At 51.9% G+C, this 17,177-nt stretch carries 15 protein-coding genes and 2 pseudogenes; 9 read left to right on the forward strand and 8 right to left on the reverse strand.

Translation table 11 applies throughout. The features are described from left to right. Positions 1–3: 3 nt before the first annotated feature. Positions 4–882, reverse strand: coding sequence for an amino acid ABC transporter permease (locus ACL2XO_RS01300; protein WP_203524246.1), 879 nt, complete (start codon positions 880–882; stop codon positions 4–6). A 576-nt stretch (positions 883–1,458) separates the two neighbouring features. Between ACL2XO_RS01300 and ACL2XO_RS01305 the strand changes: the two are divergent. Beyond that, a pseudogene (locus tag ACL2XO_RS01305) lies at positions 1,459–1,619 on the forward strand (helix-turn-helix domain-containing protein); the annotation flags it as partial. A gap of 122 nt (positions 1,620–1,741) precedes the next feature. On the opposite strand, the gene ACL2XO_RS01310 reads toward ACL2XO_RS01305, so the two are convergent. Next, positions 1,742–2,656 (reverse strand): LysR family transcriptional regulator, encoded by a 915-nt coding sequence (locus ACL2XO_RS01310; protein ID WP_413742026.1) that lies wholly within the window; start codon positions 2,654–2,656, stop codon positions 1,742–1,744. 102 nt (positions 2,657–2,758) lie between these two features. Between ACL2XO_RS01310 and ACL2XO_RS01315 the strand changes: the two genes are divergently transcribed. Beyond that, on the forward strand, positions 2,759–3,214 hold the full coding sequence (locus ACL2XO_RS01315; RefSeq protein ID WP_132924087.1) for an ester cyclase: 456 nt from the start codon (positions 2,759–2,761) through the stop codon (positions 3,212–3,214). Positions 3,215–3,230: 16 nt separating this feature from the next. Here ACL2XO_RS01315 and ACL2XO_RS01320 read toward each other — a convergent pair whose 3' ends face one another. After that, entirely contained in the window at positions 3,231–4,112 is an 882-nt protein-coding gene (locus tag ACL2XO_RS01320) for a LysR family transcriptional regulator (protein ID WP_132924086.1), read from the reverse strand. A gap of 149 nt (positions 4,113–4,261) precedes the next feature. On the opposite strand from ACL2XO_RS01320, the gene ACL2XO_RS01325 reads away from it, so the two are divergent. Continuing rightward, positions 4,262–5,428: an MFS transporter gene (locus tag ACL2XO_RS01325; protein ID WP_413742027.1), complete on the forward strand. Its 1,167-nt coding sequence runs from the start codon at positions 4,262–4,264 to the stop codon at positions 5,426–5,428. A gap of 154 nt (positions 5,429–5,582) precedes the next feature. On the opposite strand, the gene ACL2XO_RS01330 is transcribed toward ACL2XO_RS01325, so the two are convergent. Then, entirely contained in the window at positions 5,583–6,236 is a 654-nt protein-coding gene (locus ACL2XO_RS01330) for an NUDIX hydrolase (RefSeq protein ID WP_413742028.1), read from the reverse strand. A 371-nt stretch (positions 6,237–6,607) separates the two neighbouring features. Here ACL2XO_RS01330 and ACL2XO_RS01335 point away from each other — a divergent pair, with 371 nt between their 5' ends. The 5 genes from ACL2XO_RS01335 (at position 6,608) to ACL2XO_RS01355 (ending at position 10,765) form a co-directional block, all read left to right on the forward strand. Next, positions 6,608–7,678 (forward strand): bifunctional transcriptional activator/DNA repair enzyme AdaA, encoded by a 1,071-nt coding sequence (locus ACL2XO_RS01335; RefSeq protein WP_413742029.1) that lies wholly within the window; start codon positions 6,608–6,610, stop codon positions 7,676–7,678. 137 nt (positions 7,679–7,815) lie between these two features. Beyond that, entirely contained in the window at positions 7,816–8,454 is a 639-nt protein-coding gene (locus ACL2XO_RS01340; protein WP_413742030.1) for a LysE family translocator, read from the forward strand. Between the two features lie 23 nt (positions 8,455–8,477). Next, the gene (locus ACL2XO_RS01345; RefSeq protein ID WP_413726172.1) at positions 8,478–9,002 is read left to right on the forward strand and encodes a GNAT family N-acetyltransferase; all 525 of its coding nucleotides are present in this window, start codon (positions 8,478–8,480) and stop codon (positions 9,000–9,002) included. A 303-nt stretch (positions 9,003–9,305) separates the two neighbouring features. Then, positions 9,306–10,214 (forward strand): alpha/beta fold hydrolase, encoded by a 909-nt coding sequence (locus ACL2XO_RS01350; RefSeq protein ID WP_413742031.1) that lies wholly within the window; start codon positions 9,306–9,308, stop codon positions 10,212–10,214. 269 nt (positions 10,215–10,483) lie between these two features. Further along, positions 10,484–10,765, forward strand: coding sequence for a helix-turn-helix domain-containing protein (locus ACL2XO_RS01355; protein ID WP_132924080.1), 282 nt, complete (start codon positions 10,484–10,486; stop codon positions 10,763–10,765). Positions 10,766–10,796: 31 nt separating this feature from the next. Here ACL2XO_RS01355 and ACL2XO_RS01360 read toward each other — a convergent pair whose 3' ends face one another. Continuing rightward, on the reverse strand, positions 10,797–11,711 hold the full coding sequence (locus tag ACL2XO_RS01360; RefSeq protein ID WP_413742032.1) for a LysR family transcriptional regulator: 915 nt from the start codon (positions 11,709–11,711) through the stop codon (positions 10,797–10,799). A gap of 96 nt (positions 11,712–11,807) precedes the next feature. Between ACL2XO_RS01360 and ACL2XO_RS01365 the strand changes: the two genes are divergently transcribed. Continuing rightward, positions 11,808–12,665 carry an aldo/keto reductase family oxidoreductase gene (locus ACL2XO_RS01365; RefSeq protein ID WP_413742033.1) on the forward strand — a complete coding sequence of 286 codons (858 nt, stop codon included), beginning with the start codon at positions 11,808–11,810 and terminating at the stop codon, positions 12,663–12,665. A gap of 82 nt (positions 12,666–12,747) precedes the next feature. On the opposite strand, the gene ACL2XO_RS01370 is transcribed toward ACL2XO_RS01365, so the two are convergent. The 3 genes and pseudogenes from ACL2XO_RS01370 to ACL2XO_RS01380 all read right to left on the reverse strand — a co-directional run bounded on the left by ACL2XO_RS01370 (position 12,748) and on the right by ACL2XO_RS01380 (position 17,056). Next, positions 12,748–15,093 (reverse strand): membrane-bound PQQ-dependent dehydrogenase, glucose/quinate/shikimate family, encoded by a 2,346-nt coding sequence (locus tag ACL2XO_RS01370; protein WP_413742034.1) that lies wholly within the window; start codon positions 15,091–15,093, stop codon positions 12,748–12,750. Positions 15,094–15,686: 593 nt separating this feature from the next. Further along, positions 15,687–15,800: pseudogene (locus ACL2XO_RS01375) on the reverse strand (Rpn family recombination-promoting nuclease/putative transposase); the annotation flags it as partial. 374 nt (positions 15,801–16,174) lie between these two features. After that, entirely contained in the window at positions 16,175–17,056 is an 882-nt protein-coding gene (locus tag ACL2XO_RS01380) for an Rpn family recombination-promoting nuclease/putative transposase (protein WP_413742035.1), read from the reverse strand. Between the last annotated feature and the right edge of the window lie 121 nt (positions 17,057–17,177).

A 17,177-nucleotide genomic window follows, 5' to 3' on the forward strand; every position in this document is an offset into this window, starting at 1 on the left:
TGGTTAAACCCCCGTCTCGGAGAGCAAATTACGTGTGTTTTTGCCGTCAAGGTGGCGCTCGAGCCAGTACTGCAGGCCCGAGGCTACCGTGGTGAGAATCAGATACCAGATGGAGGCCACCACCAGCAGTTCGATAACATGAAAATTCCGCGCATAAATATCTTCGGATTTGGTTAACAGCTCCTGCGCCCCGATGACTGAGACCAGAGAGGTGTTTTTCAACATGCCGATGATTTGATTGGCGGTAGGCGGGGTGATTATTTTCAACGCCTGGGGAAAGACGATAAGGGTCATGACCTTGGTTCTGCTCAGGCCGATGCTGTGAGCCGCTTCGGTCTGCCCGCTGTCCACGGCGTTCAGGCCGGCCCGCACGATCTCCGCCATATAGGCGCCTTCATTCAGCCCCAGCCCCAATACCGCGGCGACAAAGGGGGTTATCAGCACATTCACCGATATCTGCCAGTCGCCGGTGCCGATAACCGGAAATACCAGGGCGATATTGAACCAGAAAATAAGCTGCACCAGTAACGGCGTGCCGCGAAACAGCCAGATATAGAGCATGGCGGCGGCGTTTACGATGGGATAGCGGGAGAGGGACATCACGGCCAGCAGGGTACCGAGAATAATGCCCGATAGCATGGAGAGTACCGTGAGTTGCAGCGTCATGACCAGCCCGTCAAGGATGGCCCGATGGAAGAAAAAGCTGGCCATGACCGACCAGTCAATCGCTCCGCTGATGGCAATGCGTACGATGAGCAACACCAGGAGAACGCTAACCAGCGCGGTAATCAGCAGGCGTTTGCTTCGGCCTGGAATCCTGGGCTTGCCCGAAAGATAGGGCTCGGGTTTTCCCGCATACTGGGATAGGGGTTTTGCAGTCACTCGCTACCTCACTTGCTGGTAAGTAAAAACGAATTTCCAATGTCTAGAAATCGATTTCTCATTGATGGCGAATTTCTCTTGAAAAGACGTTGCTGCACGCCATCAGAATATGAGTAATCGATTTCTTGTCAATATGGCGCCAGAGGGAAAAAGCGGTAAAAAACGGAATAGGGATAGGGATTCATGCTGCGGTAAACCGATTTATAAAATATTTAGAACCAGTAATCGGGTACACATCTGTGGTGATTACGTCTTGGCAACATAATCAACGATATTATTGTGCTTAATTTAACCAATTTATAGCAATGGAATCTATGCTGTTTTTACTTGTTGAAATTTCGATGAATTTTCAAATTCTATTATTGAGAAGGATATAGATAGTTTTCCAATGATAATCGGGATACACATCACATTTTCTTATTTCATCATGCCTGAAAAGAAGATCCTATGCTTTCCTAAATTTGTTTAAAAAAGAGGATGGCACTTACTGACAACGGGAATGTTATTATCCAATTGGGAATCGTTAGGTAAAATGCGGACATTCAAATTCGGGATATTTTATTCAGATACTCTTTTATGGTCTCGATATACGCTCAGGAATATCAATTAGTTATAACATTGTTCAAAACTACCCGTATTTAAAGGGGATTACCCAGGGACAACTTGCCGACGCTTTGGGTCGCCCGCAATCATTTATTGCAAAAGTGGAAAACGGTGAAAGACGATTGGCTATCGTTTAGTCTGTTCATTTGTCTCAATTGCTGGGGATTGAGCCGGAAATCATGATAAATAAAATCCCCCGTAAATTCAGTGCGCTTTACCCGTTATAATAATCGGATAACGGAGGTTTCCATGCCCATCAATCTAACGAAGCGCCAAGCGTCGCGATAAGCCCCCTGAACCACTGCTGAGCCGGATGCGGATCGCTGCGCCGGTGCCAGATCAGGTGAAAATCAATGGACGGCAGCACAATCGGCGGCGGAAACAGGACCAGATCCCGTTGAACGGACGAATGGAGCACGACCCGCTTCATTACCGTTGCCGTCATGTCGGTTTGAGAGATGACCGCGGGAACCGCAAGCATCTGCGGCAGGGTCAGCGCCAGGGTGCGGTGCTTGTTCATCTGCGCCAGCGCCTGGTCCACCAGGCCGTAGCGATCCCCTTCCGGCGACACCAACACATGGGACAGGGCCAGGAAGGCATCCATACTCATTCCCCTCTTCGCCGCGGCGCTGTCGCGGCGAACAATGGTCACGAATTCATCCCGGAAAATGGACTTGGTTAATATGCGGCTCTCCGGGCGTCGCGGGGGTACCCCTACCGCCAGATCGATGGTCCCCGTATCCAGCAGGTCCACTGCGCTATCCCGGCCGTTGAACGCATGCACGTTTAATGTGACGCCGGGGGCCCGCTTTTCCAGCGCCCGCGCCAGCGCCGGTAGCAACACAATGGCCGCATATTCGGACATCCCGAGGGTAAAGGTAAGCGACATCCGTTCGGGTACAAACTCCGGTTTTTCCACCAGGGCCGCCTCTATCTGCCTTAGCGCCTGGGAAATAGGGTTGGCGATATCCCTGGCGAGGGGGGTGGGCAGCAAGCCGTCCGCGCTGCGCAGGAACAGCCGATCGTCAAACAGCTGGCGCAGGCGCGACAGCGCCGCGCTCATTGCAGGCTGACTGACCCCCACGCGCGCCGCCGCGCGGGTCACGTTACGTTCAATCATCAGCGCATCAAACGCCGCCAGCAAATTTAAATTGATACCATGAAAATCCATATTTCAAATAATCATTCATATTGGATATTTGTTAGACAAATTTTAACGGGTTATACAGAATTGGCCATGGGTTCTTAAAAATTCAACGAGGATGAGAGGCATATGACCGACACCAACACGCTGGCCGATACCGAACGACTGAAAATTGAACGTCAGGCGGTGGAAACGCTGTATCGGGCGTTCAACGACAAAAACCCGGATCTGATGGATATCGCCGTCACCGCCGATTGGGAAGACATTCCGCTGGCGCCCGGCCAGGGACCCGGCCCGGAAGGACTAAAGCCGATCATCGGCCTTTTTTTACAGGCCATGCCCGATGTCAACATCATCGTTCATGACCTTATCCAGGTCGCCGGCCGCGCCGCCGTGCGGGCGGAAATTACCGGCACACATCTTGGCCCGCTGTTCGGTATTCCGGCCACCGGAAAAAAGGTCAGCTTCAGTATCCATGAGTTCCATGAATTCGAAGGAGAGCATATCAAAAGGACTTGGCATCTGGAGGACTGGTTCGGCCTGTTCCAGCAGTTGGGCGCCTACCCCCCGTTAGGTAATCATTGATGGCGGGAGGGATGTTTCACGCCGCGAAACAGGTGGACAGATAATCGATAAATACCCGGGTTTTCAGCGGCAGGTAAGGCCCGGAAGGCCATAGCAGCCAAAGCGGTTCGACGCGGATGGCATACTCATCCAGCACGCTCACCAAGGTGCCCTCATCCAGAGCGCCCTGGACGATATAATCCGGCAGCCAGGCCAACCCCACGCCGCGCTTGGCGAAGTCCAGCCGCCCCTGGATATTGTTGCATACCATCGCAACGGGCAGCGTACCCGCGGCGGCGGGTTCCAACCCCCTTATCTGCCAATGCTCTATTTTACCGCTATGAAGGAAGCGGTAATGCAAACAGGCATGGCGCAGTAAATCCGCCGGGTTTTCAGGCGTTCCGGCTTTGGCGAGATAATCGGGCGAGGCGACCACCTTTGAACTGAATACCGCCAGCTTTTTGGCCATCAGCCGGGAATCGCCGATATTGCCGCTGCGGACGACCACATCGAACCCTTCCTCGATGACATTCACCATGCGATCGGAGACCACCAGCTCCAGCTCGATATCCGGCCAGGCCAGGGCAAAATCCGCCATAAAGGACGACACCATGCTCTCTTCCGCCATGCTGACCTTAAGCTTGCCCCGCGGATATTTCCTGATTTGGGTCAGATCCTGTTCCGCGTCTTCAACGGCGCGCAGTATCACCAGTGTGTTCTGATAAAACCGGGTACCTTCCGCCGTCAGGGCGACGCTTCGCGTGCTTCTGTTAAGCAAGCGAACCTTTAACCTCGCCTCCAGCCGGGCGATGCCTTTGCTTACCGCCGAAGGCGATACGCCGGTAAGTCGGGCCGCCTCGACAAAACTTCCCGCCTTGGCCACCTGTACGAACAGTTCGAGACCACCCAAATGATCCATGCGCGCTCCATTCATGACCTATCCATTCATGACATAGCTGTCATCAGAGAATTGAATGCTACCTTATTTTTCTTTAATCGTTTAAAGATTATTGTGGGGGCCAGACATCGGTCTACACGACGGCGATGGTGACAACCGGATAAATAACGATGATTCGTGCTTTATTGGTATTGATGTTAGGCGCCTTTGTTTCCCAAACCACCGAGTATTTACCCATAGGACTGCTGCCTCGTATCGCTGAGGACCTCCAGGTGTCCCAGGCCGCCGTTGGCGCGCTGGTGACAGGCTATGCCTGGATCATTACCCTGACGGTCATTCCCATCACGCTTTTGACCAACCGGATAAACCGCCGCCCCCTGTTTCTCGCCCTGCTGGCTATTATCACCCTATGCAACGGACTGGCGCTGGTAGCTCATTCCTATTGGTTTCTGATGCTGTTAAGGATCGTTGCCGCCTTGGGGCATGGGGTATTCTGGTCCATTCTGGCCTCCTACGCGGTTAAAATCGCGCCGCGCATGCCGCCGGGCCGAACGACCGCCTGGGCCTATTCCGGCATCTCCCTTTCCATTGTCGGCGGCGTACCTTTATCCACCGCCCTGGGACAGGCCTTTGACTGGCAAGTGGGATTTGCCATATTCGGCGCGTTCGGACTGATCATTTTTATCCTGGGGTATTTTTGGCTACCGTCGGTGGCCGTCGCGATCCCGGATTCCGGGGGCAGCTTCCCACGCCGCAACTGGCCGCTGTATGGCGCGGTGGCGGTGACGCTGCTGATTATTACCGCCCACTTCAATGGTTACACCTATATCACCCCGCTGGTAACAGATACCCTGGGGATGCGGGGCCCTCGCCTGCCGCTGGCGTTACTGGTATTCGGCCTGTCCGGCGCGGCGGGAACATTACTGGCCGGCTGGCTCGGGGCACACCCCGCGCGTTTGGCGGTACTCTCCGCCAGCAATATCGTTATCAGCCAAGTGCTAATGCTTTATCTCGCCCCGCAGCCCGGTATCCCCTGGCTGGTGATGGCGGTTTGGGGCGCGGGCATCGCCATGCTGTTTATCGGCTTGCAGAGCTGGGTCATAGAGCTGGCGCCGGGTCAGGCCGAGGCGGCATCGGCGCTGTATGTAATGACGTGCAATATCGGCATTGGCGCCGGCGCGATGTCGGGCGGATTGTGGATGGTGCATTACGGCCCAAAAGCATTGTTGCAGGCGGGGGCGGTGTTGGGCATTGTTGCCCTGTGCAGCTTTATGCTGCCCGGTTATTTACGAAAGCGGCGGAAGGCTTATTCCCAGAACCGTTCGGTGCGCCGCTGAAGGCCGGGACCTTCGAGCGATTGTTCCCCGACTTGTGATGGAGAACATTGTATCTTTAGCGCGGATGATACTTTTTGGTAAAGATAATTATCTCTGGCGCAGATTGTACGCATTGACGAAAATTATTATTCACGCCATTTCCTCCTGTTTTAGCTTAATCGAACCAAGTCTCTTTATTGTTTTTTATAATGTCCAGGCTGCTTTTAATTTCAATGGGAACGATCCGCGTTAAGGATAATGGCGGCAGCTTTTGCGGATCGAAAAAATCAATATCAAGAGAATCCTCGCTTAATTGCAACGTGCCCCCCAGTTCTTTACAGAAGAATATCAGCTTATAGACATGCCAGGGATAAGGGGGATGTCCATGCAGATTTCTGTCCCATACTCCTAATAAACGTTCAACCCTGACTACCAGGCCGGTTTCCTCGACAACTTCCCGGCACACGGCGTCGGAGGGACGGTCTCCCACATCGGCCCAGCCGCCGGGCAAGCTCCATAATTTATCATCGGCTTCCTTTACCATCAGTATCTTACCCTCCCTTAGCACCACGGCCCTGGTATCAACCTTGGGTGTGGCGTAACCCTGCTGTTTGATAAATTCTTCCGCAAAGTGCAGCTTGTCCGCCGAAAACTGTTGAGCCATAAATTGCGCGGCGATATCACGCAGCTCCGTGTAACGCTCAATATCATAGCGATCTTTGGTAAAGGTCAGCCCGGTTTGCGCCATTGCCTGCAGTTTTTGTCCCAATGCAATCAACGATAATTCCGCTGTGTTTCCCTGATCGTCTTTTATATCATTTGAGCTCATAGCGCCCTCTCGTAAAATAAAAAATATCTGGCCAGTATAAAGAAAATAAAATATTCTTAAAGCACTTTGCTAATATTTTAAGAATAAGGTGCAAGATGAAATTTGGTTAATTTATGTTAAGCCTGATATATGAAGAACGAAACGTACCGGGCAAATAAAATTGCCGTCATGGCTAACGGTAAGTGAGTCTTGGATGGGTAGCGGGAAAGTCTTTAATTTATACAATTAATAGATATTTAATTCTTAATAATTTATTTTGTAAGCATAATATTTCAATATTAAGCAAGAAAAAATCCTTACCCGATTTACGTCGCCGGCGATGATTGTTTGTATTAGCATCGTCATGACTTGCTCGGATGAAGGTGACCGTAATGTTATTTGATCTGCCGGATGATGACATTCTTTACCAAGCGTTGATGGAACGGGATCCTTCCTATGAGGGGTTCGCTTATGTGGGTGTGAAAAGCACCGGCGTTTTCTGTAAGCTAACCTGCCCGGCGCGCAAACCGAAACGGGAAAACGTCCTGTTTCATACCTCTATAGCCGCCGCGCTGGAAGCGGGATTCCGGCCCTGCAAGCGTTGCCGACCCATGAACGCCGGGCTGACCCGTGAGCCGGCCATCGATCGATTGCTCGACGCATTGGAGCATGACCCCAATCAAAAGTGGTCGGAAAAAGAAATAATCGATATGGGGTATGATCCGTCCGCCGTCAGACGGGCTTTCCGGCGGCAGTTTGGCATCACCTTTTTAGAGATTGCCCGATTGAGGAGAATCGGACGGAGCATTGATTCGTTAGCTCATGGCGCCAAAGTCATCGAGGCGCAGGTAAATGCCAACTATGATTCAGGCAGCGGCTTTCGCAATGCCATCGCCAAATTGATAGGCGTTGCGCCCAAGAACGTCAATCACCTTTCTTATCTTAAAGCAGATTGGATAGAAACCCCCATCGGCACAATGATCGCCATTGGGGATAAGCGGGCGCTTTATTTATTGGAATTTCTTGATCGCAAGGCATTGCCCGGCGAAATAGTATCTATCAAAAAGGTCACCGGTTCCGAAATAGTCATGGGGCGGGAAGAGCCCATCGATTTGATTGAAGAGGAACTTGGTTTATATTTTGCGGGAAAGATTTCCGACTTCACCACGCCGCTGGCGAAATTCGGCACGCCTTTTACCAATACCGTCTGGGATGCGTTGAGAACCATCCCCATGGGACAGGTGCGCAGCTATTCGGACATAGCCAGGCAACTAGGCAATGGCAAAGCAACCCGCGCCGTTGCGAGAGCGAATGGCGCCAATCAAATCGCCATTGTTATCCCTTGCCATCGGGTCATTGGCGCTGACGGCTCTCTGACCGGCTATGGCGGCGGTCTCTGGCGGAAGAAGTGGCTTATTGAGCATGAACGCCGTATGACGCATGTACAGGGTTATCATGAATAAAAATAGAGAATGTATGAATGGTAAGAGGATCCTGAACGTGGCTGTAACATTGTTGCTTATATAGCCGTAACGCTGAGGTGATTTTTTGTATTTTTAATTATTTATCAAAGTGTTATGTGACATTTTATACAGGAAAAATGATGCTGTCATACGATTTGTTTATCCCTTTCTTTTTTACCACTATCATATTCGCCTATATTCCCGGCCCTGCGATGCTTTATACCGCCGCCCAGACCATTGCCAAGGGTCGGCGCGCGGGATTGATGGCCGCGCTAGGTATCCATTTAGGTGGTTATGCCCATGTTATCGCGGCAGCGGCGGGACTAACCTTGCTGTTTCATGTCGTTCCCATTCTTTATTTGGCGGTAAAGCTGCTGGGTGCGGCCTATTTAGTCTGGCTGGGTATACAGATGTTCCGTATCCGACCCTCTGGCGAGGTTGCGACATCCGACGTGAGAAGGGTTAAATCTGCAAAGCAGGCTTTTTTTGAGAGTGTTACGGTTGAGATTCTGAATCCTAAAACAGCCATTTTTTATCTGGCATTTTTGCCGCAGTTTATTGATGTTTCCGGAACTCTTCCGGTTTGGCTGCAATTTATCGCGCTGGGAAGCATCGTTAATCTGACATTTTCTTCTGCTGATATTGTTTGCGTGCTTTTGGCCGAAGTCATTTTATCCCGGCTGAAGAAGTCAAATCGCATGCAAAATGCCATGCAAAAGATCGGCGGCGCGATTTTCATCGGCTTAGGAGTAAATGTTGCATTGCAGAAAATTTAAATTTTATCAAATGAGGATAATAGATGGAGCTTTGCATCGCGGAGGTCAAAGACCTCGATAAAGTCGCCGAACTGGTTAACCAGGCCTATCGAGGTATTTCAGCGCCGGATTGGACGACCGAAGTCGGATTGATCGAAGGGCCACGTACCAACAGGCATTCGCTGGAAGAGATGATTGAGAACGGCGCATCGATCATTCTTGTGGCGCGTGGTAACGCTTCCGGCAAATTGGCCGGCTGTGTCGCCCTTACTCCGATGGACAGCGGCGAATGGTACCTCTCGATGCTGGCCGTGAGTCCTCAGGTGCAATCCTCCGGTCTGGGCCGCTCTCTAATGATGGGAGCGGAGAAATTCGCCCGCGACGCCGGCGCCCACAGTTTGAAAATCTCGGTCATCAATGTGCGTGAAAAGCTGATTGAATGGTATGAGAGGCGCGGTTTTGCGAAAACCGGACATATTGAGCCCTTTCCCTATGACGATCCCGGCGTAGGCGTCCCGCTGCGCGGCGATCTTACGCTGGTTACGCTGACCAAATCATTAATGGCCTGAAATCACGGATCGGGCTGTTTGCGTTCGTCCAAAACGGCAAGCGGCCGCAACGCCGCTGGCATAAACGCGTTGTGCGTATCAGTCCAGCGGCGGGACCACGCCTTCCGCCAACGTCTTGAGCAAACGCGCGCGGCGGCGCTCGAGATCGGCTATCTGACGTTCTATTGAGAGTAACCGCTTGCGCTGAGCTCTTACCGGCCCAGTGATTTTTTTTGAGTAAAAGGCTGCCAAATTAGACGATTGACCCTGACCTCGGCGTAAGGGTAACTGTAATCTCTTGTTCGTTAAAGAGAGTACCCTAAAATGGTTAAATTTAATCTCAGTCGCATCCTGTCAGTAATAGCGGTTATCGTTGCGTTGCTCTTTGGGACGCCCTTTGCTTTCGCGCAGCCCAAAAACTATACGGTCACTTCTTCCGACGGCGTTGTCATCGCTGTTCAGGAATCAGGAAACCCTAACGGTATCCCTGTGGTATTGATTCACGGACTGCTCGGCAGCCATCTGGATTGGGCGGGGCAGGTTAACAGCGCCCAGCTCGCACGCTATCGCCTGATCACCTACGATCTGCGCGGCCACGGTCTGTCCGGCAAACCCACGGCTGCCATTGCCTATACCGATGGATACCGCTGGGCTGACGACCTCGCCGCAGTCATCAATGGGGCGCACGCCCGCAAACCGGTATTGGTGGGGTGGTCCCTAGGCGGTATTACCCTCTCCAACTACTTGGCGAAGTATGGCGACGGTAATATTTCCAGCGTGATGTATGTGGATGGCGTGATAGAACTGACCGCCGATCTGATTACACCACATCCCGATGTCTACGCGAACCTGGTTTCACCCGATCTCCTGACACACCTCAATGCCATACGTGATTTCCTGAACCTGTGTTTTTATACCAGGCCTCCTCAGTCCACGTTTGAGCTGTTGTATGCCAGTGCCGCCATGGCCTCCTGGGATATGCAAGATAATATATTTTCAGTATCCGTCTTTGCCGTTCAAGGGTTAGGTAAAACCAAGGTGCCGGTATTGCTGCTCTTTGGCGCGAAAGACGCCCTGGTGCAGCCTAACCCGACCATCGCCAGGGCGAAAGCCATTAATCCCGCCGTTAAAAGCAAATTATATGCAAATTCCGGTCACTCGCCTTTTATCGAAGAAACGGTGCGGTTTAACGGCGATCTTTCGGCTTTCATCAGAGCTACCGCATCTCACTGAGGGTGTTCCCTCCCGGCCGGCAAAACCCCTGACGCTACAGATTTTCTTAATCTCTCATCCGCAGGCGTGAAAAGGTGCTGTTATCTGCAGCGGCCAGGGGTATTGGCCCGATATAATGGTGGGTCGGCCATTTATTATTCAAAACGTCCTATGCTTACTATAAGATTATCAATTATTACTGATATGAATCTGCTCGTGCATTGCTTGTCTGTCTCATCGATGTTAAGGAATGCTAAAGATGTTTTTACATAGACGTTGGCGAAAACTCGATGGTTCCTAAGCGCTTGAAGTCAGCACGGATAAGGGCAAATCTTACTCAGGTGGAGTTGGGTATTCTGGCGGGTATTGAGGAAGCAACGGCATATTCCCGCATGTCACATTATGAAAATGGCACTCACCGTCCTTCTTTTGAAATCGTCTGCGCATTTGCTCGCGTTTTAGATTTACCCGAAGCCTATTTTTATACCGTTGATGACAAACTTGCCGAGGCGGTACTTGAATTGTATCTGGAACATAAGGCGAATAAGCCGCGTGGAAAAAAACCGTTGTGATCCGCGCTATGGTCGGCAATTATCCTTTTTTTTATTTAAGAGAGTACTGTTGATATTCGCGAATAAAATCGATAAAGGCGCGCAGCGGCGTCGGCACCAGCCGTCTGTCGGGGTAATAAAGATAAGGGCCGGGAAAATCTTTCCACCAGGGTTCCAGTATGGGCTCCAGCGCGCCGCTGGCGAAGTGGGGTCTGAGCCACTCTTCAAACAGCTGGATGATCCCGATTCCCGCCATTGCCGTTTCCACCGCCAAATCGACCCCCGCGCCAATATTGACGATAAGCGGCCCTGACGGTTTTAGCTTGACAACCTCGCCGTTTTTTTCAAATACCCATTCCGGCAAGACGCCGCTGGCAAACTTGCCGCGAAGGCAAGCGTGGCGCAGCAGCTCTCGCGGATGCTCCGGCCGGCCCCTGCGGTCAAGGTAGCTGGGCGATGCGGCAATGGCGTAACGCTGCCTGCGGGGACCGATGGGCACGGCAATCATATCCTGTTCCAGATTCTCGTCGTAACGTATCCCCGCGTCGCTTCCGGCGCTGAAAATATCGATCACGTTGCTTTCCGCCGTGATTTCCAGCTGTATGTCTGGATACCTGGCCAAGAACGCGGGAACAATGCCTGGCAACACCAGGCGCGCCGCGCTGACGGGCACGTTCAGCCGCAATGTGCCGGCGGGGGTTTTACGAAATCCGTTAACCGCATCAAGGGCTGATTCCACTTCGCTCATGGCGGGCAGCAGTCGTTGCAAAAGGATTTCCCCGGCCTCCGTCAGGACAACGGTGCGGGTGGTTCGATGGAATAATCGTACCCCCAATTGCTGCTCGGCGCGCCGGACGGCATCGCTAAGGCGCGATGCATTGCTGCTGGTGGCCCGTGCCGCCTCCCGAAAGCCACCCGCTTTGGCAACGGCGATGACCGCATTCAACAGTCCGAGATCGATTTGCATTGTCCAGATTTCCGTACAGCCTGTTTCAACTTAACGGTATAGTCGCACAGGCATTTACCCCATACAATAAGTCACACATTGCAGAGGAGAGACATTATGGGAAGCCGCAACACATCCGGTAGTTATCAGCTTGGCCATCGTCAGGTCAAACGTATTGGCTACGGGGCGATGCAACTGGCGGGGCCGGGCGTATTTGGCCCGCCCAAAGATCCCGCTATGTGCCTGCGTGTTCTCCAGGAAGCGGTTGCCGCCGGCGTAGACCATATCGATACATCCGACTTCTACGGACCGCACATCACCAATAAACTTATCAAAGAAGCGCTGCATCCCTACGCGGACGATCTTTGCATTGTCACCAAGGTGGGCGCACGCAGGGATGAGAAGGGCGCTTGGCTTCCGGCCTTCTCGCCGGCGGAACTCATCAAGGCGGTGGAAGACAACCTGCGTCATCTAGGGCTAGATGTGCTTGATGTCGTCAATCTGCGCAGCATGTATGGTGAGCATCATCCTGAAGACGGCCCCCTTGAAGCCCAACTGACGGCCTTGGCCGAATTGAAGGAACGAGGTCTGATCCGGCATATCGGTCTGAGTCATGTGACGTCCGCGCAAATAGCTGACGCCCAAAAAATTACCCCCATCGCCTGCGTGCAGAATCTTTATAATCTGGCTTTACGTGATGACGATAGCCTAATCGATGAGCTTGCCGCTCAAGGTATCCCCTTTGTGCCGTTTTTCCCGCTGGGCGGTTTTTCACCTCTTCAATCCGAGGTGCTTAACGATGTCGCGCGCAAATTGGACGCCACACCCATGCAAGTGGCCCTGGCCTGGCTGTTGCAGCGCTCGCCGAATATTTTGCTGATTCCCGGTACGTCATCTCTCACGCATTTGAGAGAAAACCTGGCGGCGGCCGACGTGCGGCTGTCACAGGAAGATATTAGCTTGCTGGAGCAATAGGGCGGGCAAAGGTAAACGAAGCGTTGTCTTTAGATAAGGCACGGACGGCAGCCAAAGTACCGTCCGTGCAGGTAAGCGCAGCTTATTTCTGTTCAGGCAACGCGTAGGCGATAACGTAATCCCCTTCCGGTGTCATCATCCCATGATGGCCGCCGGCCATGATGATGACAAATTGCCGCCCGTTGACCTCATAGGTCATCGGCGTCGCTTGGCCCCCCGCAGGCAGCTGGTCCTTCCACAGCGTTTTGCCCGTATGCACATCGATGGCGCGCAGGTAGTCGTCCGTGGTGGCGCCGACAAAGGCCAAACCACTGGTGGTGGTCAATACCCCGCCATTGTTCGGCAATCCTATCTGGAATGGCAACATGGAATGCAGACCCCACGGGCCATTGCGCTCGGCGGTACCTAGCGGGCGATCCCAGAGGGTTTTACCGCTGGCAAGGTCTATCCCCTTGATCATGCCGAACGGCGGCTGTTTGCAAATAACGCCGATATTGGAGACCCAGCCGGTGTTCACGTCCTGACCGTAAGGCAAACCGGCCTGCGGACGGTTACGTCCCGGCGGCGGATTTTTGTAGCGTGGATCCCCCAGCCAGAACACGTTCATGGCATCGTCAACGGCGCGCGGCACCAGCTTGGAGTAACTGGGAAGGTCATTGTAATTTTCGATAATCAGACCATTGTGCACATCCACCGAAACGCTGCCCCAATCGGAGCCGCCGTTATTTCCCGGGTATTCAATCCAGGGTTTATCGGCGGTGGGCGCGGTAAATATGCCCTGATAGCTGGCAGACCGGTATTGTATCCGGCAGACCAACTGGTCAATGGGCGATATGCCCCACATCATTTTCTCGGTCAGGTCAGGCTTCTGGGTGCGGCTGTAAAGCGAACGTTTTTGCACCGGCGCCCGTTCGGCCGGCTCAACGCCGCCCTGGGGCACTTTTTGTTCCTCTACCTGGTGCAGAGGCTGCCCCGTACGCCTGTCCAGTACCCACAGGTCCCCCTGCTTGGTGGTGACGATCAATGCCGGAACATTGCCTTTATCGGTGGGAAAGTCCACCAGGCTGGGCTGTGCCGGCGTATCGTAATCCCATACATCATTCTTGACGAATTGATAGACCCAGCGCGGTTTACCGGTGGCGACGTCCAGCGCGGTAATCCCTGAGTCATATTTTCTCTCCTCATCATTACGGGTGGAGCTGTAATAGTCGCCCGCGGAACTTGCCATCGGCAGATAAACCAGGCCGAGTTTTTCATCCCCTACCGCCGTGGACCACATATTCGGCGTACCCAAAGAATAGGTGTTGCCGGGGGCGGGAAGGGTGGTGATATCCGGTTGTTCCATATCCCAGGCGAAACGCAGTTGACCGGTAACGGCGTCATAACCGCGTACTACGCCGGAAGGAGCGGACCTCAGTTGGCCATCCATCACCTGCTGCCCCGCCACCACCACGCCGCGAACGATGGTGGGCGCCGAGGTCTCGGAGACAATGCTTGGCGGCCATTTGCCCAGGCCTTGCATCAAATCAACGAAGCCGTGCGAGCCAAAATCCTCACAGGCCTGGCCGGTTTGAGCATCTACCGCCACCAGTTTAGCGTCCATGGTGCCGGCGATAATGCGCGTAGAACAGGCTTGCCCTGGTTGCGCTTGCGGATTGGCATAATACGACACGCCGCGACAGGCCGAGTTAGGCGCGGAAGATTCCGGCGGGGTTTTGGGATCAAACATCCACTTTTGTTTCCCCGTCGCCGCGTCCACGGCAAACACCTTATGGCGGATAGTACAGCCATACACCGTATCGCCGATTTTAATCGGTGTCAGTTCATTACCGTAGTTTGCCATGTGCGGCTCACCCGTCCGGTATACCCATGCGCGCTGTAACCCGCTGACGTTACTTGGGTTTATTTGCGATAGCGCCGAGAAACGCTGTGCGCCATAACCGCCGCCATAGGTCGGCCAGTCCTGGGAGGCGGGCGCGGTGACATCGTCAAAATAATTGCCCGGCTTGGTGGTGACGGCCGCGACCGGATAGGGTTTTTGCGCCATAGGCACGGCGATGCCCAATCCCACCACGGTTACCACCAGTAAGGCGATACCATAGGGACGATAGCCCTTTTCTCCATTGGCGCGTCGTGCCGGCATCAACAGCACGGCAAAGATCAAAAAAAGCAGCGGCAAATCAAGACGGGGCACCAAGGCCCAGCCGTTGAGTCCTGATTCCCAAAGCGACCAGATCAGGGTGGCGATGAAACTGATTGCATACAGATAAAGACCGGCGCCGCGTCTAAATAGCGTCAGTAATCCGGCAATCACCCATACCAGGCCGATGGTAAGGTAATAAGGACTGCCATGTAGCCTAAGGAGTTTGAAACCGAGCACAGCGAGGATAGCGCCGGCGATGATGAGCACTATCCCAAATACCACCATGCCAAAATATCTTAGGCGCGAATGTTTTACACTTCCTTCATTTGACGAATTCATGGGTAAACTCAGTTTGGATTGAATGCGATGGTGTGTTCAGCTGATATTCACATAAGCGAGATTTTTCGCAGAGAAGGTCCAGCCAGCTACCGCTATTGTTAATGAGTATTTAACAAAATGCGTGACGGATTTTAATAAAAACCATTTTCAATCTAGGTATTGCGGTTCCGGCTGTCAAGCATGCTAAAAATCATTTGATTGAATAACCTCATGTTTTGTAGAGGCTATGGTCGCAACAACACGATTTCCCTCAAGTTTAAAGAGAATGACTCTTGTTAAATTATTGTGATAAAATATTACATTACTGAAGTTATGAGGGAAGGGATTGATGAGCTGGCTGCTGCAAGGTTGATCAATGGTGTGGGTGTTCCAGAGCTGGAAAAGTGGATTATTGTCGCGGTGTAGACCTTGTGCCCGTACAAGTTGCTAATAAAACCGTTGTCCACAATCCGATATGTGTCTTAGCGGGTCAGATTTTTAAGTTCAGCGTTCATCAGTCCGCCAAGTTCTGCTTGAACTCAATGCGGTGGCCAAATATTGATATCCCTTGCTCTGATATGCTTTTGCACAAATTCCAACAGCGCGACTTTACGATGGGTTTTGATTTTGTCGCTCGGTATAACGATCACATCCATCAGGGTAAACCCGTGTTTTTTTACGTCATGACCTAAAGCGAGTCATGAACATTTTTTAGGGAATATATTTGCCGTTAGGAAATCATTAAGCTCTTCATATTTTAAGTTGCAGGTGCGTTGGTAATACTCGGCTCATCCATGAGCCTCGCTCATTCGGGCCCGACCAACGATGTGCTTACTTATATTTTTATCAAACTCGGGAATCCGTTTCTCTTCGATGATAAAGTAATTTAATAGCTCAATATTAAATTGATTAAATAATATATGCTGACTCAATTTCGATAATGAGCAAATCTTATATTCCTTACACTTTGCGACCGAAAAAGCATTTACCTACAAACTTCCCCACCGAGAAGCTTGATCCATTGAAGCGTCGTTGTTTGGCCCTTGATTTACGCTGCTGGCTCCATCAGGGCAACAAGTTCATTAGAGCTCAATCCGGTGGCACGTTCTATCGTGGCGCGATCTAAACCCATGGATAATAAATTAAGAGCGATTTCTCGGGCTTGCTCGCTCCGTCCTTCAAGTTTCAGGTTTTCTGCAAGAGTCATCATTTCCTCCCTGTAACGTGGCGTATTTTCCATAAGAATACGTAAAAGGGTTTCTAAGTCAAGATTATTTCCCTCCTGCGTAAGATAGCTCAAAAGCGATTTCACCTGCTCTTTGCTGGGATTTTCAAATTTCAGCAATAAGACAATATCCGGTAGCCAAACATTAATATCCCTTGCCCTGATATGCTTTTGTACAAATTCCAGCAGCGCGACTTTACGATGGGTTTTGATTTCATTGTCTGGGATAACCGTTATATCTACCAGGGGAAACGCTTGGTAATACAGCATTTGTGCCACGTCTGGGTTGTGGAAGCAGTCCAGCCAAAGGGTGCTGTACGGGTAGGGACTTTGTCTACCATGGTAAAACAACAACGGTATCACCAGCGGCAGTTTTTTATGACCTTGCTCAAGGTGGCGATGCATTGCCGCTATGCTGTAGCGCAGCAGCCGAAACGCCATCATCTCGTCCGCGCTGGACTGGTGTTCAATCAGGCAATAGACATAACCTTCTCCCTCCGAGGTGTGCATGCTGTAGAGCATGTCGGTGTACTGGGTGCTAAAGTTATCTTCGACAAAGGAGCCTGAAGTAATGGCCAGCGTGCCAAAGTCGCATATTTCCCGCAAAGCTGGCGGCAGGTGTATTTGCAGGAAATCATTGACGACGCTGGCATCGCTAAAGAATTTCTTGAACAACGAATCATGAGGTATAGGGATAGTTTTCATCGGTTCACTGTAGCGGTGTGAATATCTACACAATATAAACGGCATTTTGACCGGATTGAGCAAGGTATAAATTTTCTAGGTGCTTCGCACTTTAATGCAATACTGTATTTCTTATCGGTTA

Source organism: Sodalis sp. RH15 (genome assembly GCF_047324255.1).
Taxonomy (GTDB): Bacteria; Pseudomonadota; Gammaproteobacteria; order Enterobacterales; family Enterobacteriaceae; genus Acerihabitans; species Acerihabitans ligni.